Below are 26,144 nucleotides of genomic sequence, written 5' to 3' on the forward strand. Positions count from 1 at the left end.
CGCGCGCTCAGAAGGTGGACGGCGAACTCGCGCTGACGATCTCGCACGGCTCGGCGGCGACATTGCGGAATCGGTGGGGTTGCTGGCTATCGAAGTAATAGGCGTCGCCGGGGTTGAGGATGCGACTGACGCCGTTCACCGTCAATTCGATCGAGCCGCTGATGATGACGCCGCCTTCCTGGCCTTCGTGGATCAGCATGTCCGGGCCGGTATCGGCGCCCGGCTCGTAGAATTCGCGCAGAATTTGCAGGTCGCGGCGCTCGTGCGAGGCGCCGACCAGGAACAGCTGCACCTTTTCGTTGCCGAGGTTGGGCAATTCGTCGGCGTTGTAGAACACCTTGTACTCGGGCTCGGCGTCGAAGGTGAAGAAGTCCGACAACGTCATCGGCAAACCTTCCAGTACCTTTTTCAGCGAGCTGACGGAAGGGCTGACACGGTTCTGTTCGATGAGGGAAATCGTTCCGTTGGTTACGCCGGCGCGCTTGGCCAGCTCACGTTGTGAGAGTCCGAAGCGGGCTCGTACCATTCTCAGGCGGGCGCCTATGTCCATCGTTCCTGTCGCATCCCAATAAATACGTTAATAATTTTAGACGATTCGTGATAAGAATTTTGACCGCACACGCGGCGCCTGCTGCGCCGCAAAACCGGTTTTCTTTGCGGGAATGAGAGTTTATAGTCAGAATCAAATATATATAGCAAGTCGAATGTGGATTTTCTTAAACGCTTTTGACGCCTGAAAGCCACACCCGGGCACTATGGAGGTTGATATGTTAATCGGCGTTCCGAAAGAGATCAAAAATCATGAGTACCGTGTTGGTCTGACACCCTCCGGGGTGCGCGAGTTGGTGGCGCACGGGCACAAGGTGCTGGTGCAGTCCCGCGCCGGTCTGGGGGTGGGCTACACCGACGAGCAGTACATCCAATCCGGCGCCTCGATCGCGTCGAACGCCGAGGGCGTGTTCGAAACCGCCGACATGATCGTCAAGGTCAAGGAACCGCAACCGGTCGAATGCCGACTGCTGCGCTCCGGCCAGGTGCTGTTCACCTACCTGCACCTAGCGCCGGACCCGGAGCAAACCAAGTTGCTGCTGGAGTCAGACGTGGTGGCCATCGCCTACGAGACGGTCACCGACGAGCGCGGCGGGCTGCCTCTGCTGGCGCCGATGTCGGAAGTGGCCGGCCGCATGGCGATCCAGGCTGGAGCTCACGCGCTGGAGAAGGCGCAGGGCGGGCGCGGCATGTTGCTGGGTGGCGTGCCCGGGGTGGCGCCGGCCAAGGTGGTGGTGTTGGGGGGCGGGGTGGTGGGGCTCAACGCTGCCCGCATGGCGATGGGACTGGGGGCCGATGTCACGCTGCTCGACAAGTCGCTCAACCGCCTGAAAGAGATCGACATGGTGTTTGGTGGCAAGATCAAGACCTTGATGTCCGATACCGCCACCATCGAAGAGATGATCAAGGAAGCCGATCTGGTGGTGGGGGCGGTGTTGGTTCCGGGCGCCGCGGCGCCCAAACTGGTGACGCGGCGCATGTTGAAGATCATGAAGGCGGGCGCGGTGCTGGTGGATGTGGCCATCGACCAAGGGGGCTGTTTCGAAACCAGCCGCCCCACCACGCATCAGAGCCCGACTTACGAAGTGGACGGCATTGTGCATTACTGCGTGGCGAACATGCCGGGCGGGGTGGCGCGGACGTCCACCCAGGCGCTGACCAATGCCACGCTGCCGTTCATGCTGGAGCTGGCCAACAAGGGCTGGGTGCAGGCGCTGCTGGACAATCCGCATCTGCGCAACGGCCTCAACGTGTGCCGCGGCAAGGTGACGCACCGCGCCGTGGCGGCCGGGCTGGGGTATGAATACGTGGACCCGTTCGAGGCGATCAAGGCGGCGTCCTGAAAGATGAGGTGAGTCATGCGGCGACCGATCATCGGCATCCCTTGCGATGTCAAACGGATCGGCTTGTTACCGTTCCATGCTGTGGCTGAGAAATATGCCGAGGCAGTCTCTGGTGGCGCCGGTGGCGTGCCGCTGCTGATTCCGGCACTGGGTAGCCGCAGCCACGTTCGAGAAATCCTGGACACGTTCGATGGCATTCTGCTGACGGGCTCGCTGTCCAATATCGAGCCCCATCATTATGGAGGGGCGCCGAGCCGGCCTGGGTCGCCGCACGATCCGCAGCGCGATGCCACCACGCTGCCGCTGATCGACTTGCTGCTACAGGAGGGGATTCCACTCCTGGGCATCTGCCGCGGCTTCCAGGAAATCAACGTGGCTTTGGGCGGCGAACTGTTCCAGCACGTGCAGGAGGAGCCGGGCTTCGCCGATCATCGTGAGCCCGAGACCGACGATCTGGACGAGATGTACGTGCCAGCCCATGTCGTGCACTTCACCGAAGGTAGCCTATTGCGGCAGTGGCTGGGTTGCGATTCTATTGAAGTGAACTCGCTGCACCAGCAGGGCATCAAGCGTTTGGCCCAGCGGCTCGAGGCCGAGGCGGTGGCCGACGACGGTCTGATCGAGGCCTACCGCGTGCGTGACGCGCGCACTTTCTCTTACGCCGTGCAATGGCATCCCGAATGGAAATATCATGACAATGCGATTTCGATCGCGATTTTCAACGCTTTCGGCGCCGCTTGCCGGGAGCGGGTAGCTGCACGCGCCAAGGCGTGAACGGGCTTCGGACCCGTTGTGAGACAGAGCCATCGATGGCCAAGGATCTATAGAGGTAGGGGTAGTAAAATGGAAAACCAGATTTTTGAGTGGTTGCGCGAGCATCGCATCACCGAGATGGAATGCATTGTCCCCGACTTTACCGGGGTCGCACGCGGCAAGATCGTGCCGAAAGACAAGTTCGCCGTGGAGCCGGAAATGCGTCTGCCGGAGGCGGTGCTGATCCAGACTGTCACCGGTGATTACCCGGACGACAGCATGATGGACCTGACCGACCCGGACATGGTGCTGAGGCCCGATGAGAATACCCTGCGCCACGTGCCGTGGGCGGTCGATCCGACCGCGCAGCTGATCTACGACGCCTACCGTTCCGACGGCACGCCGGTGGACGTGGCGCCGCGCAACGTCCTGAAGCACGTTCTCGATCTGTTCGACGAACTGGGACTGGAGCCGGTGGTGGCGCCGGAGATGGAGTTCTACCTGCTGTCGCCCAACCCTGACCCTGACATCCCGCTGGCTCCGCCCATCGGCCGCACCGGCCGTGCCGAGTTCGGCCGCCGCTCATACGCCATCGACGCGGTCAACGAGTTCGATCCGCTGTTCGAGGATATCTACGACTACTGTCATGCGCAGGAACTCGAGGTGGACACGCTGATCCACGAGGTTGGCACGGCGCAGATGGAAATCAACTTCCTGCATGGCAACCCGCTGGAGCTGGCCGATCAGGTGTTCCTGTTCAAGCGCACCGTGCGCGAGGCGGCGTTCCGTCACAATATGTACGCCACCTTCATGGCCAAACCGATGGAGAACGAGCCGGGCAGCGCCATGCACATCCATCAGAGCCTGAAGGACAAGAAGACCGGGCAGAACGTGTTTTCTAACGAGGACGGTACGCCGTCGGAGCTATTCTTCCACTTCATCGGCGGGCTGCAGAAGTACGTGCCACAGGTGATGCCGCTGTTCGCGCCCTACGTGAACTCGTTCCGCCGCCTGTCGCGCTACACCGCGGCACCGACCAACGTCGAGTGGGGCTACGACAACCGTACCGTTGGCCTGCGCGTGCCGCATTCCTCGCCCAAGGCGCGCCGCGTGGAAAACCGCGTGCCCGGCGTCGATGCCAACCCCTACATCGCCATGGCGGCCACATTGGCCTGCGGCTACCTCGGCATTGTCAACAAGATCCAGCCAATGGAGCCGCGCCAGACCGACGCTTACGAGCTGCCGTACCAGTTCCCGCATTCTTCGGAGGAGTCGCTGGTGGCGTTGCGCAACTGTCACGAAATCGCCGAGGTGCTGGGGCATCGCTTCGTCAAGATGTACCTGGCGATGAAGGAGAAGGAGTATGCCGAGTACTTCCGCGTGATCAGCCCTTGGGAGCGCAAGTTCCTGCTGCTGCACGTGTAGCGAGCACAACGGGTTGGCCAAGTCTTCGGCCAACGTTGGGCCGGCGTGAACGGCCGGCCCCACCGCATTGGGAGGAATCCTATGCAGAGCGAACGTACCACCGAACAATGGCGTGCGCTGGATGCCGCGCATCACCTGCACCCGTTCACCGACACCGAGTCGCTGAACCAGCAGGGCGCGCGCGTGATCACCAAAGCCGACGGCGTGTTCCTGTGGGATTCGGACGGCAACAAGATCCTCGACGGCATGGCCGGCCTGTGGTGCGTCAACATCGGCTACGGGCGCAAGGATTTGTCCGAGGTGGCCGTGCGCCAGATGGACGAGCTGGCCTACTACAACACCTTCTTCAAGACCACTCACCCGGCCGTGGTGGAGCTGTCGCACTTGCTGTCACAGGTCGCGCCTGAAGGATTCAGCCGCATCTTCTACACCAACTCCGGCTCCGAGTCGGTCGACACCATGATCCGCATGGTGCGCCGCTACTGGGACGTCAAGGGCAAGCCCGGGAAGAAGACGCTGATCGGGCGCTGGAACGGCTACCACGGCTCCACCATTGGCGGTGCCAGCCTGGGGGGCATGAGTTACATGCACCAACAGGGCGATCTGCCGATTCCCGGTATCGAGCACGTGGAGCAGCCGTGGTGGTACCGGTACGGCCAGGGCATGACGCCGGAGGCGTTCGGCGTGGTGGCGGCGCGCTGGGTGGAAGAAAAAATTCTCGAGCTTGGGCCGGACAAGGTGGCGGCCTTCGTCGGCGAACCGATCCAGGGGGCCGGCGGGGTGATCATTCCGCCGTCGACTTATTGGCCGGAAGTCGAGCGCATTTGCCGCCGGTACGACGTGCTGCTGGTGGCCGACGAGGTGATCTGCGGTTTCGGCCGCACCGGGGAGTGGTTCGGCCACCAGTTGTTTGGCTTTAAGCCGGACCTGTTCACCGCCGCCAAGGGCTTGTCGTCCGGCTACCTGCCGATCGGCGCGGTATTCGTCGGCGACAAGGTGGCGCAAGGGTTGGCCGAAGGCGGCGATTTCAACCATGGTTTCACCTATTCGGGTCATCCGGTCGCGGCGGCGGTGGCGCACGCCAACGTCAAGGCGTTGCGCGACGAGGGCATCATCGACCGCGTCAAACACGACACCGGTCCCTATATGCAGCAGCGCTGGCGCGAGGCGTTCGGCGGCTTCGCCCACGTCGACGACGTGCGTGGCGTCGGCCTGATCCAGGCCTTCACGCTGGTGAAGGACAAGGCCACCCACGAGCTGTTTCCCAACTGGGGCGAGGTGGGCACGATCTGCCGCGACATCTTCTTCCGCCACAACCTGATCATGCGCGCCTGCGGCGACCACATGGTGGCGGCACCGCCGCTGGTGATCAGCAAGACCGAGATCGATCAGCTGATCGACACGGCGGTGCAGTGTGTTACCGAGTGCGAGGCGGTGCTGCGCCAGCGCGGGCTGGTCTGACCAAGGTGTTGGGATGAGGAGGGCATGCCGCCACGGGATATTGCCGCGCATGAAGGGGGAGTGCAGCGTCTCCGGCAGGGAAGGTGAGGCGGCTACGAAAAAAGGGAAAGCACATCGGTGCTTTCCCTTTTTTGACTGACACATCGGAGGAGCTGCCGTCGGGCTAAACCCCTCCACGTTGTTCTGTGCGTCGCTTTCCTTGAGCACCTCCTGCGCCCAGACCACGGCATCCAGGTAGATGCCGGTGACTTGCTCCAGGCTGACGCGCTGCGATTCGCCGAGGCGGGCGATGGCCTCGTTGTCATCCTGTTCGCAGGCCAGCACCAGCTGCAAGGGCTCGGCAAACAGGCCTTTCCCTCTCAGCAGGGCATCCGCAATCATCATCGGCAGATCGAGCGGCGCCAGCGCCTCGGCCAGCGTGGTGTTCAACAAGGTGCCGAGCAGCGAGAACATGCCCGTCAGGAACAAGTGCTCGGCCTCCAGCTTGTTGCCGTGTGCCAACCCCAGCTCTTCCATGAAGCGGGCGCGGATCAGCGACTTTTCCATCAGCGTCAGTGCCGCGCCGCTGTCGCTTTCCGCCGTGAACAGCATCAGTGACAGCCACTTGAACAAGTTGCCCCGGCCCAGCAGCATGATGCCTTCCTCGATGGTCTGCACCTTGCGGTTCAGGCCGTTTACCGGGGAATTGATGTAGCGCATCAATTTGAACAGCAACAACGAATCCAGCTTGAACTGTGCTTCGATCTCCTCGATCGGCGCGTTGGCGCGCAGCAAACGCATGACTTCCAGCACGCGCCCTTGGTTGGCGCCTTCGTTTTTGCTGGTGTTTCTGGGCTGGGCCACGTTCAAGTAGGAACCATGGAAAAGCACGAAGTGCTGGCTGCCGGGAGAATGGAGGCAAAGGTCCAGCTCTTCGGCAGAGTTGATGTTGCGCCCCAGCCATCGAACGTGAGGAAACCGCTGCGGCAACTTTTCCAGCAGGGGGAAAAGCATGCGCGCGTTGGGCGCGGCAAAGTCCAGCACCAGGTAGTCCATGCGCTGGTAAAGGGCCAAGGCCGCGGGCTGGCTGCCGACACCGGCCGGTTCCACGGCAAAACGCAGGCCGGCCTGGCGCAGGGCGTCCAGTCTGGACATCAGCGCCTCGTCCAGGGCATCGCCTTGCTGCATGCCCAGAATGAAAATGCAGCTGTCTGCGGGCAGGTCCGGTGACGGCAGGTCGTCCAGCGAGGCCAGCGACAAATGAATGAACGCGCGCCGGTAGGCCAGCAGCCGGAACACGTTCATGTTGCGGAGGGTGGTGAGCAGCAGCCGGTCGAAGGCGCGCTTGTGAGCCGCGGTTTTGGTGCTGTCCTGGCTGCCCTTGACGATGAATTCATAGGCGACAACGCGCTGGTCCTTGTCCTGCACCGGATGGTGCGAGACGAAACCCAGCGTTTGCACGTGATGGAGCGGGGCCGGGGCGTGGGCCCCATCCAGAATACGGGCGGGAGGCGCAGTGGGTGATGTGCTTGCCGGCCCTGGTTCGATGCCAGGGGCTGATTGCTTATCCTTGCCAAGCAGGCCGCCAAACAGTTGCTTCAGCATTTGGCATTCTCCAATGCGTCATTTATTACCGACTTTTACAATAATGTCATCGCTGTATCAAGTATTTCGGTTGAAAATACGAAACAATCGTCAACTTTTCTGATCGGGGCTTTAGGCGGGTGGGGCTGACGAACCCGTTTCGGGTGGCGGTGGCCGTGTCGAATGCGGGCCGCGCCTCGTCGCCTTTGCATGCAACGAGGGCGGGGAATGGCACTCCCGTTGGCGTGATGCCTGCCCCGTGCGGACGGCGCAACCCCGGTGCGCGATCTGGCACGCCACCGCGGGGCGACCGCCCGGTAAGGTCGTGCGTCGCGGCGCCGGGGTGCGCGCTGCGCAGTATTCCCGTTGGCGATATCTGCCCGAATTTCTTCACGCCTTTGTCTTGCCTCGGCGAGTCCAATGCCCGGATAATTGCCGACCGGAAGGGTGTCCAGTTTCTTATCATGGGTGCTGATACGACACCCGCCAGACGTAAACAATGAAGCAAAGCCGTGCCCAAGAAAGCCGGGTTTCATCTTCATCATCACAGGACGTGACGCATGTTTGTCGGAATCGGGTATGTCGTTATCCTTCTCTCGGTGCTCGGGGGCTTTGTCATGGCCGGGGGGCATCTGGCCGCCTTGCTGCAGCCGCTGGAAGTCCTGATGATTGGTGGCGCGGCCATCGGCGCCTTCGTGGTGGCCAACGGCGGCACCCCGCTCAAGGCTACGCTGGCTGCCTTGCCGACCCTGTTCAAGGGGTCCTCGTACACCAAGGCCTTCTACATGGAGCTGTTCGCGCTGCTCTTTGAAATCCTCGCCAAGGTACGCAAGGAAGGGCTGATGTCGGTCGAAGCCGATGTCGACAATCCGGAATCCAGCCCGGTGTTTTCCAAGTACCCGGCTGTTCTGCACGACCACCATGTGGTCGAATTCATCTGCGACTACCTGCGATTGATGGTGGGCGGCAACCTCAACGCCTTCGAAATCGAAAACCTGATGGACGTAGAAATCGAAACCCACCACCACGAGGGGGAAGTTCCGGTCAATGCCATGAAAGGTCTGGCTGACGGCATGCCGGCATTCGGTATTGTGGCCGCGGTGATGGGGGTGGTGCACACCATGGAATCGGTCGGCATCCCGCCCTCCGAGCTGGGCATGCTGATCGCCCACGCTCTGGTCGGTACCTTCCTCGGTATCCTGCTGGCCTATGGCTTCGTCGGCCCGCTGGCCACCATCCTGGAGCACAAGCTGGCCGACGGCACCCGCGTCTTCCAGACCATCAAGGTGACCCTGCTCGCCAGCCTCAACGGCTACGCGCCGCAGGTGTCGGTGGAATTCGGCCGCAAGGTCCTGGCCTCGCACGACCGTCCGTCGTTCAAGGAACTCGAAGACCACGTCAAGCAAGCCAAGAACAAGTAAGCCACCTGGAGTGACCACGCATGGCTGACGAATCGCAACGCCCCATCATCGTCAAACGCATCAAGAAGGGTGGCCATGGCCACCACGGGGGGGCATGGAAGATCGCCTACGCCGACTTCGTGACCGCCATGATGGCGTTCTTCCTGTTGATGTGGCTGTTGGGCTCGGTGTCGCAGGGCACGCTGCAGGGCATCGCCGAATACTTCCGCACCCCGCTCAAGGTGGCGCTGGCAGGAGGGCAGGGCTCAGGCGACGCCACCTCGATGATCAAGGGCGGCGGTACCGACCTCACGCGTCAGGCTGGGCAGGTCAAGCGGGCGAAAGAGGAAGAAACCCAGCAGGAAAAGACCCGGCTGGCGAAACTGCAGAAGAAGATCGAGAGCAACATCGAGCAGAGCGCGGTGCTCAAGGCTTACAAGAATCAGCTGCAGCTGGAAATGACGCCGGAAGGGCTGCGCATTCAGATCGTCGACGAGCAGAACCGTCCGATGTTCGACTCCGGCAGCGCCAACCTGCTACCGCATACCCGAACCATCCTGCAGGAACTGGGCAAGGAACTCAACGGCGTCGCCAACCGGCTCAGCATTTCCGGCCATACCGACGCCAAGCCGTTTGGCGGTGCCCAGCACGGTTACAGCAACTGGGAGCTGTCGGCCGACCGCGCCAATGCCGCGCGCCGTGAACTGCTGGCCGGCGGCCTGATGCAGGACAAAATCCTGCGCGTGGTTGGCCTTGCCGCGGCCAACCCGCTCATCCGCAGCAACGTGTTCAGCCCTGAGAACCGCCGCATCGCCATCGTGGTGCTCAACAAGGAAGCGGAAGCCTCGATCCTTGGCGACGGCTTGAAGCCGGACGCCGAAGCAGCTCCGACACCCGCGGCTCCGCCGGCACAGCCCGCCGCGGCTGGGGCAGGCCATTGAGTCGAGCCGTATTCGTCGCTTTGTTGCGGCATGGCTTGCTGCAACTGGCCGCCGCGCTCGGCGCTTGGTTCCTGATCGCTCCGGCACTGCAGCCGCTGGCCTGGTCGGTGTTGCAAGGGCTCCTGGCGGCGGCACTGGCGGCCTTGCTGCGCTTGCGTCGTGGCAGTTGGCTGGCACATGGCCTGTTTGCCCCCGCCGTCGTGTACTGTTACCAGCTGGCGCTGCCGGCGTGGGCCTATCTGCTGGCCTTGCTGTTGACCTTCGCCATCGGGCGAAATGCCTGGCTGGAGCGTGTACCGTTCTACCGCTCCTCGCCGCGGGTGGTGGAGAGGTTGGCCGAAGCCTTGCCGGAGCAGGCCCGTTTGCTCGAAGCCGGCTGCGGCGACGCCGGGCTGGCCTTGCGGCTGGCGGCGCGTCGTCCCGATCTACAGATCGCGGCGCTGGAAACCGCCTGGGCGGCCTGGGCACTGGCGTGGCTGCGCTGGTGTCTGGCGGGGCGTCCTGCTAATGTGCGTATTGCCTGTCGCAGCCTCTGGCTCGAGCCCCTGTCCGAATACGATGCCGTCTATGCCTTTCTCTCGCCGCAACCGATGCCCAGGCTGTGGCGTAAATTCGTGACGGAAGGACAGCCGGGCTCCCTGCTGCTGAGCAATACCTTTACCGTGCCCGGCGTGGAGCCAGAACGCTCCCTCGCCTTGGGCGGCCCGTTGCAAAAACAACTCTTGATCTGGCGCCACCCACATGGAACTCGCTAACTGGCTACAGTCTATCGCCGACCGGCGCTGGCCCATCCTGCCCGGTACGCTGGACGAAGTGCAGCTGGCCTGCGCCCGCCACGCCGAGCTGATCAATCTTTCAGACCTGTCCAATATTTGCCTCTCCGACCCCTTGCTGTTGTTCGACGTGCTACGCGCGGTCGGATCCGCTTCGGTGCTACGTGAAAACGAAGCCGCCCCGACCGTGGAGCAGGCGATGATGCTGATGGGGCTGGAGCGTGTAACGCGCCGCTTGTCCCAGGCGACGGCGCTGCGAGCGCAGGAAGGCAAGCTCGACGACGAGGTGATCGAGGTCGTGGCCGACTGGCTGGGGCGCAGCCGGGTGGCGGCCTACCTGATCAAGGACTGGTTGTCGCTGAGCGGGGAGCACAAGGTCGAGGATTGCTTTGTCGCCGCCTTGCTGTACAACCTGCCGGCCTGTTTCTTTCTGCTCTATCGCAATCAGCTCCCTGACCAGCCGCTGTTGCAGGCGGTGTCGGGGTACTTCGGGATGGACTATCCCAAGTTGCTGGAACGTTTCGTCGAGGCTACCGGCCTGCCGCCGGGACTGGTGACGCTGTTGGGCAGCGGCAGTGCGCCCTCGCCGCGCAAACAACTGCTGAAGCTGGCCGTGGCGACCGCCAACGCGATCGAATCGGGCTGGTGGCGCTCGCCGTGGACGACCGGGATCGAAGTGGCGGCCCGGCAGATGCGGGTCAGCTATGACGATGCCTATCGCTGCGTGCTCAGCGCCGCCGCGAACGTGGCGAGAAAGCCGCGGGCACCGGCCTATACCTACCCGATGCGCGAGCTGCTGATGCTGCCGGGCGACTACCCGCCACGGGCGCATCTGACCGCCACTACCGTGTTGAGCGATGCCGCGCAGCTCGAGCAACTGATGCGCGAATCGATCCGCCATCTGGCCAACGACCTGCGCTTCGAACGCATCCTGTTCCTGCGCTACGAGCCGTCCGAGCATGCTCTGCGGCTGCGTTACCAGGTGGGACTGGCAGAGACGTCACCACTGCGGCAACTGGCGGTGGGCCTGGAGCCGGGCTCCTTCTTCGCCTTGCTCACCAGCAAGCCGCAAAGCTTCCATGCGCCGGCGCACGTGAGCGCCCAGTTAGGGGCGAAATATCAGGACCCGTTCTTCGAGCATATCGGCGACGGCGAATTCGCCGTGATGACGCTCTATGCCGGCCACACCCTGAGCGGCGTGTTTTACGTCGACAACGGCAACAGCGGGCGAACCATCGACCCCGATACTTATCTTCGTTTCAAGGATCTGGTGACCCGCTTCACGCATCACCTCTGACCATTTTCCATTTTCCATGCCGCACCCATACCGTACCCTCACTTCGCCTCACAACGACACCCTCAAACACCTGGCACGACTGGTCCAGTTTGCCCGCGACCGGCGCAAGGACGACGTGATCGTGCTCGAGGGCATCCATCTGCTCGAGGCAGCGCTGGAGCAGGGCATTGTCCCGGCACAGTGCTTCATCAACGAGGCCGCGCTGGGGCGTGCCGAGGTCTCGGCGCTGCTCGCCCGCCTGCCGCAGACGCTGTCGCCGCTGGTGGTGCCGGAGGCCTTGCTGGGCAAACTGACCTCGCTGTCGAGTGCTCCCGAGCTGATCGCCGTCTGCCCGCGGCCGCACCCGCCACGCCGTAGCGGCAGCTGCCTGTTGCTGGAAGACATTCAGGACCCGGGCAATATGGGGACGATTCTGCGTTCGGCGGCGGCCTCCGGGGTGATGGAGGTGTTCCTCTCCAAAGGCTGTGCCGACGTGTTTTCTCCCAAGGTGCTTCGCGCCGGCATGGGGGCGCATTTCGTGCTCAATCTGCACGAGGCGGCGGACCTGGCGGAGGTGCTGGGCGGGTTTGCCGGGCGCAAGCTGGTCACTCATCTGGAAGGCAGCCAGTCGTTGTATGCGCAGGATCTGCGCGGCGACGTGGCGTTCGTGTTCGGCAACGAGGGCGCGGGCGTGTCTGCGGGGCTGCTGCAACTGGCAGACTGTCGTGTACGGATTCCGATGCCGGGCCATGCCGAGTCACTGAATGTGGCGATGGCGGCCACCATCTGTCTGTTCGAACGGGTGCGGCAACTCGACGTCAGCGCTGCCTGAGTGGCCGGGGTGGTTCGTCGGCGACCGAAAGGGCGCCTCGACCTGTTATTTCAAATCTTTTTGGCCTTGCCCTTCCTCCGGGGGATTGGCTTCTGCGCTTCCGTTCCTGCTCGGCACACCCTGGGACGACAGCAGGTCGCTCAGGGTGGCACGGTCCACCACTTCCTTTTCCAACAGCAGCGTTGCCAAGGCTTCCAGGCTGGCGCGGTTGGTGTGTAGCGTGCGCTCGACACGCGCATGGGCCTCTGCCAGCAGCTTTCTCATTTCGTCGTCGATCGCCTGGGCGGTACGTTCGCTATAGGGCAGATGAGGCTGTGACGTAGGTAGGTCGAGATAGGCACCGGGGTGGGATTCATCGAAGGTGGCGAGGCCGAGCGACTCACTCATGCCGTACTGCGTGATCATGTGCCGGGCCATGTCGGTCGCGCGCTGCAAGTCATTCTGTGCTCCGGTGGAGACGTCACCGAAGACGAGCTCCTCCGCCACTCGCCCTCCCAGCAGCACGTCGATGCGATCCAGCAGTTCGCTCTTTTTGAGCAGATACCGGTCTTCCGTTGGAATCTGCTGGGTGTAGCCCAAGGCGGCGATGCCGCGCGGAATGATGGAAATCTTGCCGACTCTGTCGGCATTCGGTCGCATTTCCGCCACCAGTGCATGCCCGGCTTCGTGGTAGGCCACGGTCTCTTTCTCCTTGGGGTTCATGATCCGGTTCTTCTTCTCCAGTCCTCCCACTATCCGGTCGATCGCCTTGTCGAAGTCGGCCATGTCGACGGCGTCCTTTTCCTCGCGGGCCGCGTGCAATGCCGCTTCATTCACCAGGTTCGCCAGGTCGGCGCCGGCGAAGCCGGGGGTGCGGGCGGCGATGGTGGCGAGTTCGACGTCCGGGGCAAGCCTGACTTCTTTGCAATGGACCTGGAGGATTTTTTCGCGGCCCGTCAAGTCGGGACGGTCGATCGCCACGTGGCGATCGAAGCGCCCGGGGCGCAGCAGTGCCGGATCGAGAATTTCCGGCCGGTTGGTGGCCGCCAGGATGATGACGCCCTTGTTGGTGTCGAAGCCGTCCATTTGCACCAACAGCTGATTGAGCGTCTGCTCCCGCTCGTCGTTGCCGCTGATGCCACTGATCCCCCGTGCTTTACCTAGCGCGTCAAGTTCGTCGATAAAAATGATGCAGGGCGCCTTTTCCTCGGCTTGCTCGAACAGGTCGCGCACTCTGGCGGCGCCGACGCCGACGAACATCTCCACGAACTCGGATCCGCTGATGGAGAAGAACGGAACACCGGCTTCGCCGGCAACCGCTTTGGCCAGCAGCGTTTTGCCCGTGCCCGGCGCCCCGACTATCAATACTCCTTTAGGTATCTTTCCGCCCAGCCTGCGGTAGCGCTCTGGTGCCTTGAGGAATTCCACCACCTGCATGAGTTCGTCCTTCGCCTCGTCGATACCTGCCACATCGTCGAAGGTGACGCCGGTTTCCCTCGCCATGTAGACCTTGGCCTTGCTTTTGCCAACCGCCATGAGGCCGCCGGTACCTCCCATGCGCTTCATGGCAAACAGCCAGATCGACACAAAGATCAGCGCCGGCAATACCCAGGACAGGATGGACGCGAGCCACTTGTTGTCGGCCTGCCCGGTGAAGCGGACTTTGGCTTTCTCGAGCTCCTGCACCAGCGTCGGGTCGCTCACGCGCAAGGTGGTAAAGGGCTGGTCGCCAGTGCCGAGTTGCTTGATCTTGTCGACGGTTTCCTTGGCGACCAGTCCTTCCAGACCGTTGCTGGCCAAGGTGCCGGAGATGGCTTGCTCGTTGACGGTGAGGTCTTTCACCTTGCCTGCCGTCAGCAGCGTCTTGAATTCGCTATAGGACAGGGTGGTTACGCGCTCCTGGAGAAAGAAGTTCTGGACCAGCAGCAGCACCCAAAATGCGATGATGAAATACCAGACGGAAAATTGCTGTTTCTGCTCCATGCCTTCACCTTAAGCCTTGGGCACGTCCCTGTTCATTCTCATTCTGGCTCATCGGCGAGGCCTTCATCCCGGAAAATGGGTGCAGGCCCGTCATTTCTTGAGCCGACCCGTACCGCTCCAGACGATGCCGGAGATGGCGGCCGAATGCAATGGGTGCCCGGCCCGGTCGACACCTTGCGCAAACGCCGGGTGAGCGCGTGGTGCAGGAAGTGCCTGCCTTTGGCAGGGTGGCGCGCATCTTCCTGGTGGTGAGCTTCGGATGCTGTGCCAATAATGATGAGGTGGGCCAGGGTGCCACCCTGTTTTCCGTGATCAACCCCACCACAGGATGGGGCCAGCGGAGGAGATGGGGGTGCCCGTTTCGACGTATCGCATCGGGAGCGAAGAGAATGAAGAAGGAATTCGCAGGGAAATGGCGGGTTGTCGGGTGGCTGGTGTTGCTTCTGCTGGCGCCGGGATGGGTGGCAGCGCAGGTGACGTTCGATCGGATCGTGGTATTCGGCACCAGCCTGTCGGACCCGGGCAATGTGTTCGCCCTGACGGGTCAGGAAAACACCCCGCCGTATAACAAGCTGGATCCCTCGGACCCTTTTCTCATTCCCTCGGCACCCTACGCCCGAGGGGGACACCACTTTAGCGACGGCGCGACCTGGATCGAACAGTTCGCCGAGTCTCACGCGCTTGCCGCCAACACCCGTCCCGCCTTTCGGGCCTCGAACGACCATGCGAGCAACTACGCGGTCGGCGGCGCACGGGCGCGCAACGCCGGAGAGCTGAGCCTGTCCGCGCAGGTCAGCCGTTTTCTGACGGATTTCGGTGGTACCGCGCCTGCGGGCGGATTGTACGTCGTGGAGGCGGGCTCCAACGACGTGCGCGATGCCTTTGTCGCGCTGGCCATGGGGGGTGACGGCGGCGGGGTGATTTCCGCCGCATTGACAGCGATTCAGGACACCATCGCGCTGCTGCATGCCAAAGGCGCCCGTAAGTATCTGGTCGCCAATGTGCCGGATCTCGGTCTGACACCCGCGGTGCAACGTCTGGACCAGGCGTCTCCGGGTGCCAAGCTGGCCCTCAGCTCGCTGTCGCTCAACTTCAACATCGGGCTTGCCGACCTGCTGACCGGGTTGCGGGCGGCCTATCCGGATAGCCAGTTTGTCCTCTTGAACGTGTTCCAGACGGTGAATGACATGACGCAAAGCCCGTCGACGTTTGGCCTGCGGGACGTTTCGACGCCGTGTGTCACGCCCAATGTGGCACCGTTTACCTGCCGCAATCCGGGGGACTACCTGTTCTGGGACGGCATTCATCCCACCAGGACGGTCCACGCCATCTTTTCACAAAAAGCCGCCCAGGCGCTATCCGAATGACGGCGCGGTGAGCGCCCCCATCGTCCGGCATGGGGCTACGGCGCGGACGGTGGGATGCCGGGTTGGAGTCAGTCCAGCGGCACCCACACCTCGCCGCTCATCAGCGGGCGTGCGGTGCGTGTCATCACGACTTCGTCGACCTGCCAGTGCATCGCCGTTCCGGCTGACCCTGGCTTCCAGCGCCTGTCCTCCGCTGGCGTGGGAGAAGTTCAGTTCCCGCCCGCGTATCACGCCGCCGGCCATTTCGCTTGCCAACGTGCCGTCGATGGCGCAGGCGGCGGCGAGGGCGATGGCGCCGGTGCCGGTGAAGGCGTGATGCAGCCGCCCCATCGACAGGATGCGGCCGTTCAGATCGTAGCCGGTGGCGCGTGCCGGACTGAGAAAGCTGATTTTGGGGGTGGCCGGGCGCTCGCGGCTGGCGCGGGTGATGTCCGGCGCCAAGCCCATCGCCACCGCCCCGGCGGCACGGCCCCATTCGAGGGTCTGGTGCAGTTTGGCATCGAGGTGGGCGGCGGTCTCATAACCCGAGAGGCCGAGATCGGCGGCACGTACGAAAACCGTCGGGTTGCCGGCATCGATCAGTGTGGCGGCAAGCGTTGTGCCGTCCGGCAGATGAAGGGTGTCGCAGGGGTTTCCCGTGGGGAACAGGGTTCCCGCGCCGCCTCCCGCCGGGTCGAGAAAATGCAGGCGGATCGGCGCGCCAGGAAAGGCGACGCCGTCGATGCGGTAGTCGCCATGCCAGACCGCTTGACCGCGCTCGATGTCGATCTCGGCGTGGATGCGTTTCCCGATGTTGGCCTGCCAGATATGCACGGTGAAAGGGCCGTCCTTGTCGGGGGCGACCAGCCCGGAGGCCACGGCAAACAGCGGCACCGCGGCCGTCAGGTTGCCGCAGTTGCCGGACCAGTCGATCAGCGGTTCGCCGATCGCCACGTGACCGAACAGGTAATCGACATCGCAGTCGGGCCGTTGCGACGGGGAGAGGATGACGATCTTGCTGGTGCTGGAAATCCCGGTACCCAGGCCGTCGATTTGCAGGCCGTGCGGGTCGGGGCTGCCGAGGGCGCGCAGCAACAGCCGGTCGCGCGTTTCTGTGTCGGCGGGCAGGCTGTCGGCGCGAAAAAACAGGCCCTTGCTGGTGCCGCCGCGCATCAGGGTGGCCTTGATGGAATGCAGGGTGGTCATGCGGCGGGTTCCAGGGTCAGTTTGCAGGCGGCGATGGCGGCGCTGCGAGCCGCATCGACCGCTTGCGGAATTTGTTGTTTGTCTGAGCAACCCTGGGCGATGGCGCCGGCATCCACCGCCAGCGCGGCGTCCAGCATGCGTGCCAGCCAGTCGACTTGCGGGTAGTCGCACTGTTCGAAACCGAGACGGCCACGGGCGTCGGCGAGGCAGGCGTCGAGCATGAGACGGAAACGTTCGGGCCGGCGCAGGGCATCGGTCTCGCGGAACATCTTCAGCACGGTGTCCGGGCGCATGTCGCCGGCCACATGCACCTTGGTGTGATGCAGACAGGTGATGCGGGCCAGGTCACGGCAGTCGGCCGGCACGCGTAGGCGTTCGCTCAGTGCCAGCAGCGGTTTTTCGCCGCGTGCCTCGTGGCCTAGGTGGCGCGGCAGCAGCTCGGCCGGAGTGAGTGCCTTGCCCAGGTCGTGGGTGAGCGCGGCAAAGCGCACTGGCAGCGGCAGTTGCTGGGCCGCGGCGTAGTCGATGACGCGCATCACGTGGTCGCCGGTGTCGATTTCCGGGTGGTAGTCGGCACGCTGCGGGACGCCGAACAGGGCGTCCACCTCGGGCAGGATGCGCGCCAGTGCGCCGCACTCGCGTAGGACCAGAAAAAGCGCGAAGGCTGGTTTTCCATCAGCCCGCGCGCCATTTCCTGCCAGACGCGCTCGGCGACCAGGGCGTCGACCTCGCCGTTGGCGACCATGGTGCGCATCAATTGCAGCGTTTCCGGCGCGATGGAGAAGCCGAAGCGGGCGGCGAAGCGGGCCAGGCGCAGTACTCGCACCGGGTCTTCGGCGAAGGCCGGGCTGACGTGGCGCAAGATGCGGTTTTTCAGGTCGTCCTGGCCGTGGTAGGGGTCGATGATCTGCCCGGTTTCGTCGCTGGCCATGGCGTTGATGGTGAGGTCGCGCCGGGCCAGGTCTTCTTCCAGGGTGACATCGCGATCGGCGTGGAAGGTGAAACCGTGGTAGCCGCGGCCGACCTTGCGCTCGGTGCGCGCCAGTGCGTATTCCTCGTGCGTTTCCGGGTGCAGGAACACCGGGAAGTCCTTGCCGACCGGGCGGAAGCCACGGGCGGTCATGTCTTGCGGGGTGGCGCCGACCACGACCCAGTCGTGGTCGGTCACCGGCAGTCCCAGCAGGCGGTCACGCACCGCTCCGCCGACTTGGTAGATCTTCATGTCAACGTCCAGCCTCGGTGCGGAAGTGCGAGCGCACTTCGTTCGGCTCGGCCTTGCCCAGGTAGAGCGGCGCGATGGCTTCCAGTGCCGTGGGCGAGAAACCGAGCAGCTCGCGCGGGAAGGGGCCGGTGCCGACGTTGTCGACCGAGAGCGAGCGTACGTTGTCGCGGCTCATCAGCGGTTGTCCCGGCAGCAATTCCATCAGTCCGGCCTGCAGCATGGCCAGCCCTGCCGGTAGCCCGATGATGAGCGGCTGTTGGCCGCTCAGGCCGGCGACGTAGCGCACCAGTTCGCGCAGGGCGTAGACCTTGGTGCCGGCGAGTTCGATTTTGTGATGGACGGTGGCGTCGTTGGCCAGGCACGCCACCATGGCGCGCGCCACGTCGTCGGCCCACACCGGCTGGAAGCGGGTGTCGGCACCGGCCAGCGGCAGTAGCGGCAGGGTGCGGGCGAGGTGGGCGAACAAGGTCAGGAAACTGTCGCCACGGCCAAACACCACCGACGGGCGCAGGATGGTCCAGTCGAGCCCGCTGGCCTCGATGCGTTGTTCGGCAATGCCCTTGGTCTGCTGGTAGTGGCTGGGGCCGTTGGGGTCGGCGCCGAGCGCGCTAATATGGATCAGGCGGCGGATACCGTTATAGCGGCAGGCCTGGATGATCTTTTCCGGGAGCGCAACGTGCGCGCGTTCGAACGCCTGGCGGCTGCCGTGCAGGATGCCGACCATGCTGACGACGGCGTCGTGGCCGTGCAGCAGGGCGTTGAGACTGGCCTGGTCGTGCACGTTGGCTTCGACCAGCTCGGTTTTCGGCAGCACGATCAGCTTTTCCTTGTGCTGTTCGTAGTTCCGGGTGGCGAAGGTGATCTCGACCCCGGCTTCGGCCAACCTTTCGCCCAGGTAGCCACCGATGAAGCCACTGCCGCCGATAACGCAGATCCGTTGGTATTTCATTCTTCGATTACTCTCCGCAAGACGTGTTCGACGACCGGCCGATCAGCGGGCCGGAATGGTGCCCAGGCGGCTCTTCAGCGAGAGCGGTGTGTGCTCGAAGCCACTCGCATAATACGCGGCGTTGCCCATGACCTTCTGAACATAGTCGCGGGTTTCGTCGAAGGGAATGGTTTCGGCGTAAATGGCGCCTTCCAGCGGCTTGCTGTCCTGCCAGCTGCGCGCGCGGCCCGGGCCCGCATTATAGGCTGCGGTGGCCATCACGGCGTTGTTGGACAGTGAATTGAGCACGTAGCGCAGGTACCAGGTGCCCAGCTGGATATTGGTGTCGATGTCGTCCACGGCAAAGCCGTTGAGTCCCATTTTCCCCGCGACCCACTTGGCGGTGGCGGGCATCAGCTGCATCAGGCCGGAGGCGCCGACGCCGGAGCGGGCCACGGTGACGAAACGGCTTTCCTGGCGAATCAGCCCGTATACCCAGGCCTCGTCGATGTCCAGTTGCTTGGCGTAGCGGCGGGTGATGTCACGATACGGCGTCAAGTAGCGCAGCGAGAAGTCGTGTTCGGTGCGGGTGCGTTCGGCGCTGTAGATCGCCATGTCGTAGAAGCTGTGGCGACGCGCCAGTTCAGCCGCTGCCAGGAGCTGGCTGTCGGGAAGGTTGCGCATGCTCCAGCGCCACTCGTTTCGGGCGTCGTTGCGGAATTCCGGCTTGCGGTAGTCTTCGGCCAGATGGAACAGCGCCAGGGCGCGGCGCACCGCAGGCTGGGCGTTGAGGGTGCCGATATCCTCCTCGCTCGGCGGTTTGGCCGAGGGAGAGGCACTCAGCGAGGTGCCGAGCTCCTCGCGCGCCAGCGTGGCGTAGTATTGGTGGCCATCGCTGGCTTGCACCAGCAGTGACGTGGCCTCGCTGCCGCGGCCTAGGGCCTGCAGCGCCCGGGCACGCCAGTACTGCCACACCGGTTTGGCGGCCAGATTGGCCGGCATGGAGCGGGTGACCTGCTCCAGCACGCCCCATTGCGCAATACGCAGCGTGGAGCGGGCCCACCATTCCCATTGCTCGTCGGTGAGCTGGGTGGCATCGGCCTGGGCGAACCACGACAGGGCCTGGGCCATCTGCTGGCGCTTGGCGGACAGCAGCGCCAGCTGACCCCAGGCGAAACCGGCGCGTTCCCGGCTCAGCGACGGTTCGAGGGCGCGCAGGGCGTCGGCGGCGGCGTCCAGGTTGGCGCGGCCCTTGTTGCGCACGATGTCGTAGATCAGGATTTCCTGCCCGCCCGGGGTCGAGGCGTCGGCGCTGGCCGGCCGGGCCAGCGTGCTGGCATCCAGTGTCAGCCCGGTGGCGGTGGCCAGCTTGCGGGCGGAGGAGAGGTAGTTGCCGGCAAGCTGCAGCCGGATGCGGCGCCATACCCAGTCGGGCCCGAGCAGGCCCTTGGCGGCGGCGGTCTCGATCAGGGTTTCACAGCCCAAGGGGTGTCGCGCCCTTGCAGGAAGCCCGCAAAGTCGATGTCACGGCTGCCTTGGCGCAGTCTCAGCAAATTGGCATAGCAGCGTGTTTCTTCGTCGCTGCCTTCCGGCGGCAGGTTCTGCCATTCCTGGGCAAAGCGTGCCCATTCTTCGCGCTTGCCCAGGTGTTTCAGCCACTCGTTGCGGATGCGTTCCGGCATCACGCCTTCCTTGACGCTGTTGAGAAAGGTGATGACTTGGGCGTCGTCGTCCTTTTCCAGGGCTTTCCAGGCTAGCCAGTAGGCCGGGTAGTTTGCCAGCGGGTGGCTCGAGGTGATGCTGGCGTAGCGCGCCAGTTCGGCCACGTTGTTGCTGCGGTAGGCTTCGCGGGCGGCGATCAGGTCGTTCTCGACCGCGGCGAGGGCGGGCAGAGCCGTGCTCAGGGCCAGCACGCTCAGGACAGTGTTCAAACGTTTCATCAGTCAATTATCCATTATTTTCGGCGTCACGCCGGCTATCTCGTCATGCGCCCGGGCGGTCGTTTCCTGCTTTGAAAGCCGCCGGGCTTGCTTGGTTCGCGTTGCGCCCCTGCTTTTTGGCAGTAAGGGTGCGGTACGGCGGCGCCGGTACCGATACGGTTCAGCGCCTGCATTCGTACAGTTCGATGGGAAGCCCGTCGGGGTCGGCAAAGAAGCAGAAGCGCTGGCCGGTGATGTCGTCGAGGCGGATCGCCTCCAGTTCGATCCCTTCGGCCAACAAGGCGTCGCGGGCGTGCTCCAGGTTGCCGACCGCGAGTGCAAGGTGACGCAGGCCGCAGGCTTCCGGCCGGCTGGGCCGGGGCGGTGTGGCTGGGAAGCTGAACAATTCGATCTGGCTGCCGTCGGGCAGGGCGAGGTTGAGCTTCCACGACTGGCGCTCTTCACGCCAGGTCTCGCTGACGATCGGCAGGCCCAGGATGCGGTGATAGAAGTCCCGCGAGCGGGCGTAGTCCGAGCCGATGATGGCGATGTGGTGAAGTCCGACGAGTTGCATCAGCGCACCTGGGGGACGGGCTGGTGTGGCACGGGTCGGGGCGTCGTCGGTCGCTGTGCCGGCTGGTGTGCAGCATGGGAGGCCGGCGGGATGGCGATGTGGCAAAGCCGGAGGCGATTACTGCTCATAGATTTTCAATATCAATATGCTTTTAACAATCAATTAGACGAATTTGTTGTTGGCTATCAGAATGCAGCCATCGATAGATCAACGACGCCACTCTCAAACCAGGAGATTCACCATGCTGAGCAATCACGAAGGCCAACGCGTTCCGAACGTTACTTTCCACATCCGCGAAAACAACGAGTGGAAGGACGTCACCACCGAGCAACTGTTCCAGGGCAAGAACGTGGTGGTGTTCTCGCTGCCGGGCGCTTTTACCCCGACCTGCTCGTCCACCCACCTGCCGCGCTACAACGAGCTGGCGCCGGCGTTCTTCGAGAACGGCATCGACGCCATCCTGTGCGTGTCGGTCAACGATACCTTCGTCATGAACGAATGGGCGCAGGATCAGGAGGCCCAGAACATCGTGATGGTACCCGATGGCAACGGTGAATTCACCGCCGGGATGAACATGCTGGTGGACAAGAGCGAGCTGGGCTTCGGCAAGCGCAGCTGGCGCTACTCGATGCTGGTGCGCGACGGCGTGGTCGAGAAGATGTTTGTCGAACCGCAGGAGCCGGGCGACCCGTTCAAGGTGTCCGACGCCGACACCATGCTCGACTACCTCAACCCGAAGGCCAAGAAGCCGGATCAGGTGGTGGTGTTCACCAAGGTTGGCTGCCCGCACTGCGCCCGGGCCAAGGCCTTGCTCACCGACCGTGGCTACAACTTCGTCGAGGTTCCGCTCGATAACACGATCCGCGGCAAGGTGCTGGGTGCCGTGTCGGGCAAGATGACTGCGCCGCAGGTGTTCATCAATGGCGAACTGATCGGTTCGGCCGACGACCTGGAAACCCGCTTCGCCCGCTGAGCACCAGGCCGTTCTTGAGCGACTGTTGTTTCCGCCGGTTTCATGCCCTGACACCGGTGGGAGCTTTCGGGCCGGCCCAAGGCAGTTTGGCCCGGCCCCTTTTCCCGCCCGGATACGCGACGCCAGCGCAGTGGCGTGACGTATCCCGGCGCATCTGATCACCCATAAGGATAACGATTATGCAGAACCTCTCCGTCGACGTAGCCATCATCGGCGCCGGCACCGCCGGCCTCGCCGCCTACCGTGCCGCCAAGGCCAACGGCAAGACCGCCGTCCTGATCGAGGGCGGCCCCTACGGCACCACCTGCGCCCGCGTCGGCTGTATGCCGTCCAAGCTGCTGATTGCCGCCGCCGAAGCCGCACACGAAGCGCGCCACACCGCGCCGTTCGGGGTGCACGTCGATGGCGTGATCCGCATCGATGGGCGCGAGGTGATGGCACGCGTCAAGCGCGAGCGCGACCGTTTCGTCGGCTTCGTGGTCAACAGCGTGGAAGGCATTCCGGAACAGGACCGCCTGCAGGGATACGCCCGCTTCATCGACAACACCTTGTTGCAGGTCGACGAGCACACCCAGCTCAAGGCCGGCCGTGTCGTGATCGCCACCGGTTCCTCGCCGGCGATTCCGGCGCCCTTCCAGGTGTTCGGCGACCTGCTGGTGGTGAACGATGATGTGTTCGACTGGGACACGCTGCCGCGCCGCGTCGCCGTCTTCGGCCCTGGGGTGATCGGGGTGGAACTGGGTCAGGCCTTGTCGCGCCTCGGCGTCGAGGTGAGGATGTTCGGTGCCAGCGGCTCACTGGGTCCGCTCACCGACCCGGTGATCCGCGACTATGCCCGCCGTGCATTGGGGGAGGAGTTCTACCTCGATCCGAAGGCCAAGGTGGTGGAGATGCGCCGTGACGGTGACGAGGCGGTGATCCGCTACGTGCATCTCGACGGCGGCGAGCGGGAAGAGCGTTTCGACTATGTGCTGGTGTCCACCGGCCGCACGCCCAACGTGCAGCGGCTGGGTCTGGAGAACACCTCGTTGCAGCGCGATGGCCGCGGCGTGCCGCTGTTCGACCCGCAAACGCTGCAGTGCGGCAACGCCCCGATCTTCCTGGCCGGCGACGCCAACAATATGCTGACGCTGCTGCACGAGGCGGCCGACGAGGGCAAGACCGCCGGCGAGAACGCTGCGCGCTATCCCGATGTGCGTCCCGGCCTGCGCCGTGCGCCGATCGGCGTGGTGTTCAGCGACCCGCAGATGATGATGGTCGGTGCCAGCTTCGCCACGTTGGCCGAAGAGCGCGTCGTCACCGGCGAGGTCAGCTTCGAGGACCAGGGGCGCAGTCGCGTGATGCTGAAGAACAAGGGTTTGCTGCATGTCTACGCCGACAAGGAGAGCGGCCGCTTCCTCGGTGCCGAGATGGTCGGCCCGCGTGCCGAGCATATCGCCCATCTTCTGGCGTGGAGCGTGCAACAAGGGCTGACCGTGGCGCAGATGCTCGACATGCCGTTCTACCACCCCGTGGTGGAGGAGGGGCTGCGCACCGCCTTGCGTGACGCGGCGGCCAAGCTGGCCGGCTGAGTCGGCGCGACCTCGCCAAGACGCCACCCCATCAGGGGTGGCGTTATTTTTTGTAGCAGGCGTGCTCAGCAAGGACTGTGCAGCGACACGCCCTCGGCCTCGCCGCGTGCCTGCGCGATGGCGGTGCGGTTGCGGCCGTCCAGTTTGGCGCGATACAGCGCTTCGTCGGCCCGCTTCAGCCAGGCCTCACGATGCGGTGTGGAGAGCGGGGCGACGCCGAGGCTGATGGTGTAACTCACGTGCAACTCGCCATGCGCGACCGTGGTCGATTCGACCCGCGTGCGCAAACGCTCGGCGAAGGCGGCCGCGCCTTCCTCGTCAACGTTGGCCAGTACCACCAGGAATTCCTCTCCGCCCCAGCGTCCGGCCACATCCATGCTGCGGATGGTCTCGCTCATGGCCTTGCCCAGGGCGCGGATCACGGCGTCGCCGGCATCGTGACCGTAGCGGTCGTTGACCACCTTGAAATGATCAATATCGAGAAGGACCAGGCTGGCCCGCTCGCCGTTGCGCCGGGAGCGCTGTAGCTGTTGCTCGAGTGCTTCTTCCAGTGCGCGCCGGTTGGGCAGACCGGTCAGCGTGTCGGTGCGCGCCAGATGGGCGAGCTTGCTATTGGCCTCGGCCAGTTCGTTCACCAGCCGGGTGGTCGAATCCAGCCAGTAGGTGAACATGCGGTAGCCAAAGAAGCCGACGAAGGCGGCAATCAGGGCAAATACCCAATAGAAGGTCCAGGTGGTCGCCAGCATGGTGGTGACGGCGCCGGGCAAGATCGCCAGTTCGCTGGCACGCAGGGCGTGGCGCACCGTATTGCTGCCGAGCCACAGTGTCAGCCAGCCGTAAATCAGCACGCCGGCGACGATGGCGATCACCAGCTGCAGGCTGAGACGGCGCGATTCCGCTGCCGCGGTGCGCCACAGCCGTGGGTGCCGGTCGCGCCAGCGCTCCAAGACCGGCTGGCTGAGCAGCAACAACGGACCTCCCAGCAACAGGCATTGCAGGAAGCCGCCCAACCACCAGCCTTGCCAGATCGGCAGCAGGCCGGTCGGGTCGACCAGATTGGTGTAACACCAGATCAGCGCCCCGGCCGAGCTGAAGACGCTGGCGACAAACGACATCAGCGTGTAATAGAGCACGGCGTTGGCCGAGCGCAGGTGTAGCGGCATGGCGATGGTGCGGTAGCCCAGCACCAGCACGGCGAAGCCCAGAGGGTTGGCACAAGCGAACAGCAGCGCCCAGGGCAGCGGCATGTGGGCGTACAGCGCCAGCGACAAGGTGGCCAGATAGGCCGGAATCGCCCCCCAGGTCCAGCCGAAGAACAGGGTCCACCATAGGCAGATCATGAGGGGGGATAGATCGACACATAGACTTCCACCCCGGCGAATGCCAGTGACAGGCCGGACCAGCTGTTGGCGACGGCGGCGATGCCGCTGGCCATGCAGGCCAGAACCGACAGCAGCCAGCCGCCCAGGATCAGCCCTTGTTCAGAACGGGAACCCGCGTGCCAGAGCTGCTGAGCGGAAAGGGTGTGGTAGTCGGGGCGGGGGCGTGGCGAGGCCTCCGCCGGCGGGTCTGCGGTTACGCCATCGCGGATGGGCTGCCCGGTGTCGCCACGCTTCATGGTGAAGGTGTCTGGCGATTGGGTGTTTTCCATGTGGTCTCGTCAGAGCGGACCTCCATCATGGGCAGGAGGCCGTCCCGTCTTCAGAAGCGCCACTCCCGGTGGAATGGCGCCGTTGTCCGTTTACCATCATATTTCCCCGCCAATGCCCTGAGCGGCGCGGTGCGGGTCTCTCCGCAGGCTGGTGGCCGTTCATCCCATCTTTATCGCGACAGACCGGGGCGGCATGTGCGGCTGCATCGCCTGCGCCCGCTGCTCCTGCCGTGTCGGAGGCAGGAAACAGGGGGAGGCGAGTGAAGCGCTGCTTAGCCGGCGCTCTTCAAACTGGGTGTGGCAATGACGTTTGGTTGGTCAAGTGTTAATTTAAACAAACTATTTTTCAAGAAGTAGATTGAACTGTTACGGAATTTATGTACATTATTTTATTAATGCCACTTTGGTAAACATTCGGAAATTGATCAAGCAGTTTTTTTGTGGCGCTGTATTGGCGCGATTAGTTGACGAATGGA

The 26,144-nt window shown here is 63.8% G+C and carries 22 protein-coding genes and 3 pseudogenes; 14 read left to right on the plus strand and 11 right to left on the minus strand.

All coding sequences use genetic code 11. From position 1 onward, the window contains the following. Positions 1-7 precede the first annotated feature (7 nt). Entirely contained in the window at positions 8-550 is a 543-nt protein-coding gene (locus ABKF58_RS14360) for a cupin domain-containing protein (protein WP_014087391.1), read from the minus strand. Positions 551-767: 217 nt separating this feature from the next. Here ABKF58_RS14360 and ald point away from each other — a divergent pair, with 217 nt between their 5' ends. The 4 genes from ald to ABKF58_RS14380 all read left to right on the plus strand — a co-directional run bounded on the left by ald (position 768) and on the right by ABKF58_RS14380 (position 5,531). After that, entirely contained in the window at positions 768-1,892 is a 1,125-nt protein-coding gene (gene ald, locus ABKF58_RS14365; protein ID WP_008952791.1) for an alanine dehydrogenase, read from the plus strand. Positions 1,893-1,907: 15 nt separating this feature from the next. Beyond that, entirely contained in the window at positions 1,908-2,666 is a 759-nt protein-coding gene (locus ABKF58_RS14370) for a gamma-glutamyl-gamma-aminobutyrate hydrolase family protein (RefSeq protein ID WP_014087390.1), read from the plus strand. 69 nt (positions 2,667-2,735) lie between these two features. After that, complete coding sequence (locus tag ABKF58_RS14375; protein ID WP_008952789.1) at positions 2,736-4,070, plus strand: glutamine synthetase family protein; 1,335 nt, start codon at positions 2,736-2,738, stop codon at positions 4,068-4,070. 81 nt (positions 4,071-4,151) lie between these two features. Then, positions 4,152-5,531, plus strand: coding sequence for an aspartate aminotransferase family protein (locus ABKF58_RS14380; RefSeq protein ID WP_482581458.1), 1,380 nt, complete (start codon positions 4,152-4,154; stop codon positions 5,529-5,531). Positions 5,532-6,002: 471 nt separating this feature from the next. Here the strand turns inward: ABKF58_RS14380 and ABKF58_RS14385 are convergent. Then, positions 6,003-6,311 (minus strand): annotated as a pseudogene (locus ABKF58_RS14385) (HDOD domain-containing protein); the annotation flags it as partial. A 78-nt stretch (positions 6,312-6,389) separates the two neighbouring features. On the opposite strand from ABKF58_RS14385, the gene ABKF58_RS14390 reads away from it, so the two are divergent. The 7 genes from ABKF58_RS14390 (at position 6,390) to ABKF58_RS14420 (ending at position 12,316) form a co-directional block, all read left to right on the plus strand. Then, positions 6,390-6,740 (plus strand): hypothetical protein, encoded by a 351-nt coding sequence (locus ABKF58_RS14390; RefSeq protein WP_482581459.1) that lies wholly within the window; start codon positions 6,390-6,392, stop codon positions 6,738-6,740. A 30-nt stretch (positions 6,741-6,770) separates the two neighbouring features. After that, positions 6,771-7,034 carry a hypothetical protein gene (locus tag ABKF58_RS14395; RefSeq protein WP_482581461.1) on the plus strand — a complete coding sequence of 88 codons (264 nt, stop codon included), beginning with the start codon at positions 6,771-6,773 and terminating at the stop codon, positions 7,032-7,034. 620 nt (positions 7,035-7,654) lie between these two features. Next, positions 7,655-8,515, plus strand: coding sequence for a flagellar motor stator protein MotA (gene motA / locus ABKF58_RS14400; RefSeq protein WP_008952786.1), 861 nt, complete (start codon positions 7,655-7,657; stop codon positions 8,513-8,515). Between the two features lie 20 nt (positions 8,516-8,535). Continuing rightward, the gene (gene motB, locus ABKF58_RS14405) at positions 8,536-9,435 is read left to right on the plus strand and encodes a flagellar motor protein MotB (protein WP_482581463.1); all 900 of its coding nucleotides are present in this window, start codon (positions 8,536-8,538) and stop codon (positions 9,433-9,435) included. Continuing rightward, a complete protein-coding gene (locus tag ABKF58_RS14410; RefSeq protein ID WP_482581465.1) occupies positions 9,432-10,190 on the plus strand; it encodes an SAM-dependent methyltransferase in 759 nt (252 codons plus the stop codon). Before motB ends, ABKF58_RS14410 begins: the two co-directional genes overlap by 4 nt. Continuing rightward, positions 10,177-11,505 (plus strand): HDOD domain-containing protein, encoded by a 1,329-nt coding sequence (locus tag ABKF58_RS14415; RefSeq protein WP_482581467.1) that lies wholly within the window; start codon positions 10,177-10,179, stop codon positions 11,503-11,505. Before ABKF58_RS14410 ends, ABKF58_RS14415 begins: the two co-directional genes overlap by 14 nt. 16 nt (positions 11,506-11,521) lie before the next feature. Continuing rightward, positions 11,522-12,316 carry a TrmH family RNA methyltransferase gene (locus tag ABKF58_RS14420; RefSeq protein ID WP_482581469.1) on the plus strand — a complete coding sequence of 265 codons (795 nt, stop codon included), beginning with the start codon at positions 11,522-11,524 and terminating at the stop codon, positions 12,314-12,316. A gap of 45 nt (positions 12,317-12,361) precedes the next feature. On the opposite strand, the gene ftsH is transcribed toward ABKF58_RS14420, so the two are convergent. Next, on the minus strand, positions 12,362-14,278 hold the full coding sequence (gene ftsH / locus ABKF58_RS14425; RefSeq protein WP_482581471.1) for an ATP-dependent zinc metalloprotease FtsH: 1,917 nt from the start codon (positions 14,276-14,278) through the stop codon (positions 12,362-12,364). A gap of 389 nt (positions 14,279-14,667) precedes the next feature. Here ftsH and ABKF58_RS14430 point away from each other — a divergent pair, with 389 nt between their 5' ends. Further along, positions 14,668-15,645: an SGNH/GDSL hydrolase family protein gene (locus ABKF58_RS14430; protein WP_482581472.1), complete on the plus strand. Its 978-nt coding sequence runs from the start codon at positions 14,668-14,670 to the stop codon at positions 15,643-15,645. 68 nt (positions 15,646-15,713) lie between these two features. Here ABKF58_RS14430 and ABKF58_RS14435 read toward each other — a convergent pair. The 6 genes and pseudogenes from ABKF58_RS14435 to gloA2 all read right to left on the minus strand — a co-directional run bounded on the left by ABKF58_RS14435 (position 15,714) and on the right by gloA2 (position 21,473). Further along, a pseudogene (locus ABKF58_RS14435) lies at positions 15,714-16,830 on the minus strand (PrpF domain-containing protein). Next, a pseudogene (locus ABKF58_RS14440) lies at positions 16,827-18,052 on the minus strand (multifunctional CCA addition/repair protein). The pseudogenes ABKF58_RS14435 and ABKF58_RS14440 overlap by 4 nt, the downstream one beginning before the upstream one ends. 1 nt (position 18,053) lies before the next feature. After that, entirely contained in the window at positions 18,054-19,001 is a 948-nt protein-coding gene (locus ABKF58_RS14445; protein ID WP_482581473.1) for a complex I NDUFA9 subunit family protein, read from the minus strand. Between the two features lie 42 nt (positions 19,002-19,043). Then, positions 19,044-20,465 (minus strand): lytic transglycosylase domain-containing protein, encoded by a 1,422-nt coding sequence (locus ABKF58_RS14450; RefSeq protein ID WP_482581475.1) that lies wholly within the window; start codon positions 20,463-20,465, stop codon positions 19,044-19,046. Beyond that, entirely contained in the window at positions 20,447-20,920 is a 474-nt protein-coding gene (locus ABKF58_RS14455) for a hypothetical protein (protein ID WP_482581477.1), read from the minus strand. The genes ABKF58_RS14450 and ABKF58_RS14455 overlap by 19 nt, the downstream gene beginning before the upstream one ends. 160 nt (positions 20,921-21,080) lie before the next feature. Beyond that, a complete protein-coding gene (gene gloA2, locus ABKF58_RS14460) occupies positions 21,081-21,473 on the minus strand; it encodes an SMU1112c/YaeR family gloxylase I-like metalloprotein (protein ID WP_482581478.1) in 393 nt (130 codons plus the stop codon). A gap of 241 nt (positions 21,474-21,714) precedes the next feature. Here gloA2 and ABKF58_RS14465 point away from each other — a divergent pair, with 241 nt between their 5' ends. Then, positions 21,715-22,446, plus strand: a complete 732-nt coding sequence (locus ABKF58_RS14465) for a glutathione peroxidase (RefSeq protein ID WP_482581479.1) — start codon at positions 21,715-21,717, stop codon at positions 22,444-22,446. A gap of 179 nt (positions 22,447-22,625) precedes the next feature. Beyond that, entirely contained in the window at positions 22,626-24,017 is a 1,392-nt protein-coding gene (locus ABKF58_RS14470) for a dihydrolipoyl dehydrogenase (RefSeq protein ID WP_482581481.1), read from the plus strand. A gap of 65 nt (positions 24,018-24,082) precedes the next feature. Here the strand turns inward: ABKF58_RS14470 and ABKF58_RS14475 are convergent, their stop codons facing one another. Beyond that, complete coding sequence (locus ABKF58_RS14475; protein WP_482581482.1) at positions 24,083-25,357, minus strand: GGDEF domain-containing protein; 1,275 nt, start codon at positions 25,355-25,357, stop codon at positions 24,083-24,085. Next, on the minus strand, positions 25,354-25,668 hold the full coding sequence (locus ABKF58_RS14480) for a hypothetical protein (RefSeq protein ID WP_482581484.1): 315 nt from the start codon (positions 25,666-25,668) through the stop codon (positions 25,354-25,356). Before ABKF58_RS14480 ends, ABKF58_RS14475 begins: the two co-directional genes overlap by 4 nt. Positions 25,669-26,144 lie beyond the last annotated feature (476 nt).

The organism is Pseudogulbenkiania sp. AW2-16, assembly GCF_056824575.1.

Bases quoted from the DNA above. Each gene is read 5' to 3' on its own strand.
- ABKF58_RS14370 (WP_014087390.1), top strand. From the start codon at position 1,908: ATGCGGCGACCGATCATCGGCATCCCTTGCGATGTCAAACGGATCGGC.
- ABKF58_RS14470 (WP_482581481.1), top strand. From the start codon at position 22,626: ATGCAGAACCTCTCCGTCGACGTAGCCATCATCGGCGCCGGCACCGCC.
- ftsH (WP_482581471.1), bottom strand. From the start codon at position 14,278: ATGGAGCAGAAACAGCAATTTTCCGTCTGGTATTTCATCATCGCATTT.
- motA (WP_008952786.1), top strand. From the start codon at position 7,655: ATGTTTGTCGGAATCGGGTATGTCGTTATCCTTCTCTCGGTGCTCGGG.
- ABKF58_RS14475 (WP_482581482.1), bottom strand. From the start codon at position 25,357: ATGATCTGCCTATGGTGGACCCTGTTCTTCGGCTGGACCTGGGGGGCG.
- ABKF58_RS14455 (WP_482581477.1), bottom strand. From the start codon at position 20,920: ATGAAACGTTTGAACACTGTCCTGAGCGTGCTGGCCCTGAGCACGGCT.
- ABKF58_RS14420 (WP_482581469.1), top strand. From the start codon at position 11,522: ATGCCGCACCCATACCGTACCCTCACTTCGCCTCACAACGACACCCTC.
- ABKF58_RS14445 (WP_482581473.1), bottom strand. From the start codon at position 19,001: ATGAAATACCAACGGATCTGCGTTATCGGCGGCAGTGGCTTCATCGGT.
- ABKF58_RS14375 (WP_008952789.1), top strand. From the start codon at position 2,736: ATGGAAAACCAGATTTTTGAGTGGTTGCGCGAGCATCGCATCACCGAG.
- gloA2 (WP_482581478.1), bottom strand. From the start codon at position 21,473: ATGCAACTCGTCGGACTTCACCACATCGCCATCATCGGCTCGGACTAC.
- ABKF58_RS14430 (WP_482581472.1), top strand. From the start codon at position 14,668: ATGAAGAAGGAATTCGCAGGGAAATGGCGGGTTGTCGGGTGGCTGGTG.
- ABKF58_RS14395 (WP_482581461.1), top strand. From the start codon at position 6,771: ATGAATGAACGCGCGCCGGTAGGCCAGCAGCCGGAACACGTTCATGTT.
- ABKF58_RS14380 (WP_482581458.1), top strand. From the start codon at position 4,152: ATGCAGAGCGAACGTACCACCGAACAATGGCGTGCGCTGGATGCCGCG.
- ald (WP_008952791.1), top strand. From the start codon at position 768: ATGTTAATCGGCGTTCCGAAAGAGATCAAAAATCATGAGTACCGTGTT.
- ABKF58_RS14360 (WP_014087391.1), bottom strand. From the start codon at position 550: ATGGACATAGGCGCCCGCCTGAGAATGGTACGAGCCCGCTTCGGACTC.
- ABKF58_RS14480 (WP_482581484.1), bottom strand. From the start codon at position 25,668: ATGGAAAACACCCAATCGCCAGACACCTTCACCATGAAGCGTGGCGAC.
- ABKF58_RS14465 (WP_482581479.1), top strand. From the start codon at position 21,715: ATGCTGAGCAATCACGAAGGCCAACGCGTTCCGAACGTTACTTTCCAC.
- ABKF58_RS14390 (WP_482581459.1), top strand. From the start codon at position 6,390: ATGGAAAAGCACGAAGTGCTGGCTGCCGGGAGAATGGAGGCAAAGGTC.
- motB (WP_482581463.1), top strand. From the start codon at position 8,536: ATGGCTGACGAATCGCAACGCCCCATCATCGTCAAACGCATCAAGAAG.
- ABKF58_RS14415 (WP_482581467.1), top strand. From the start codon at position 10,177: ATGGAACTCGCTAACTGGCTACAGTCTATCGCCGACCGGCGCTGGCCC.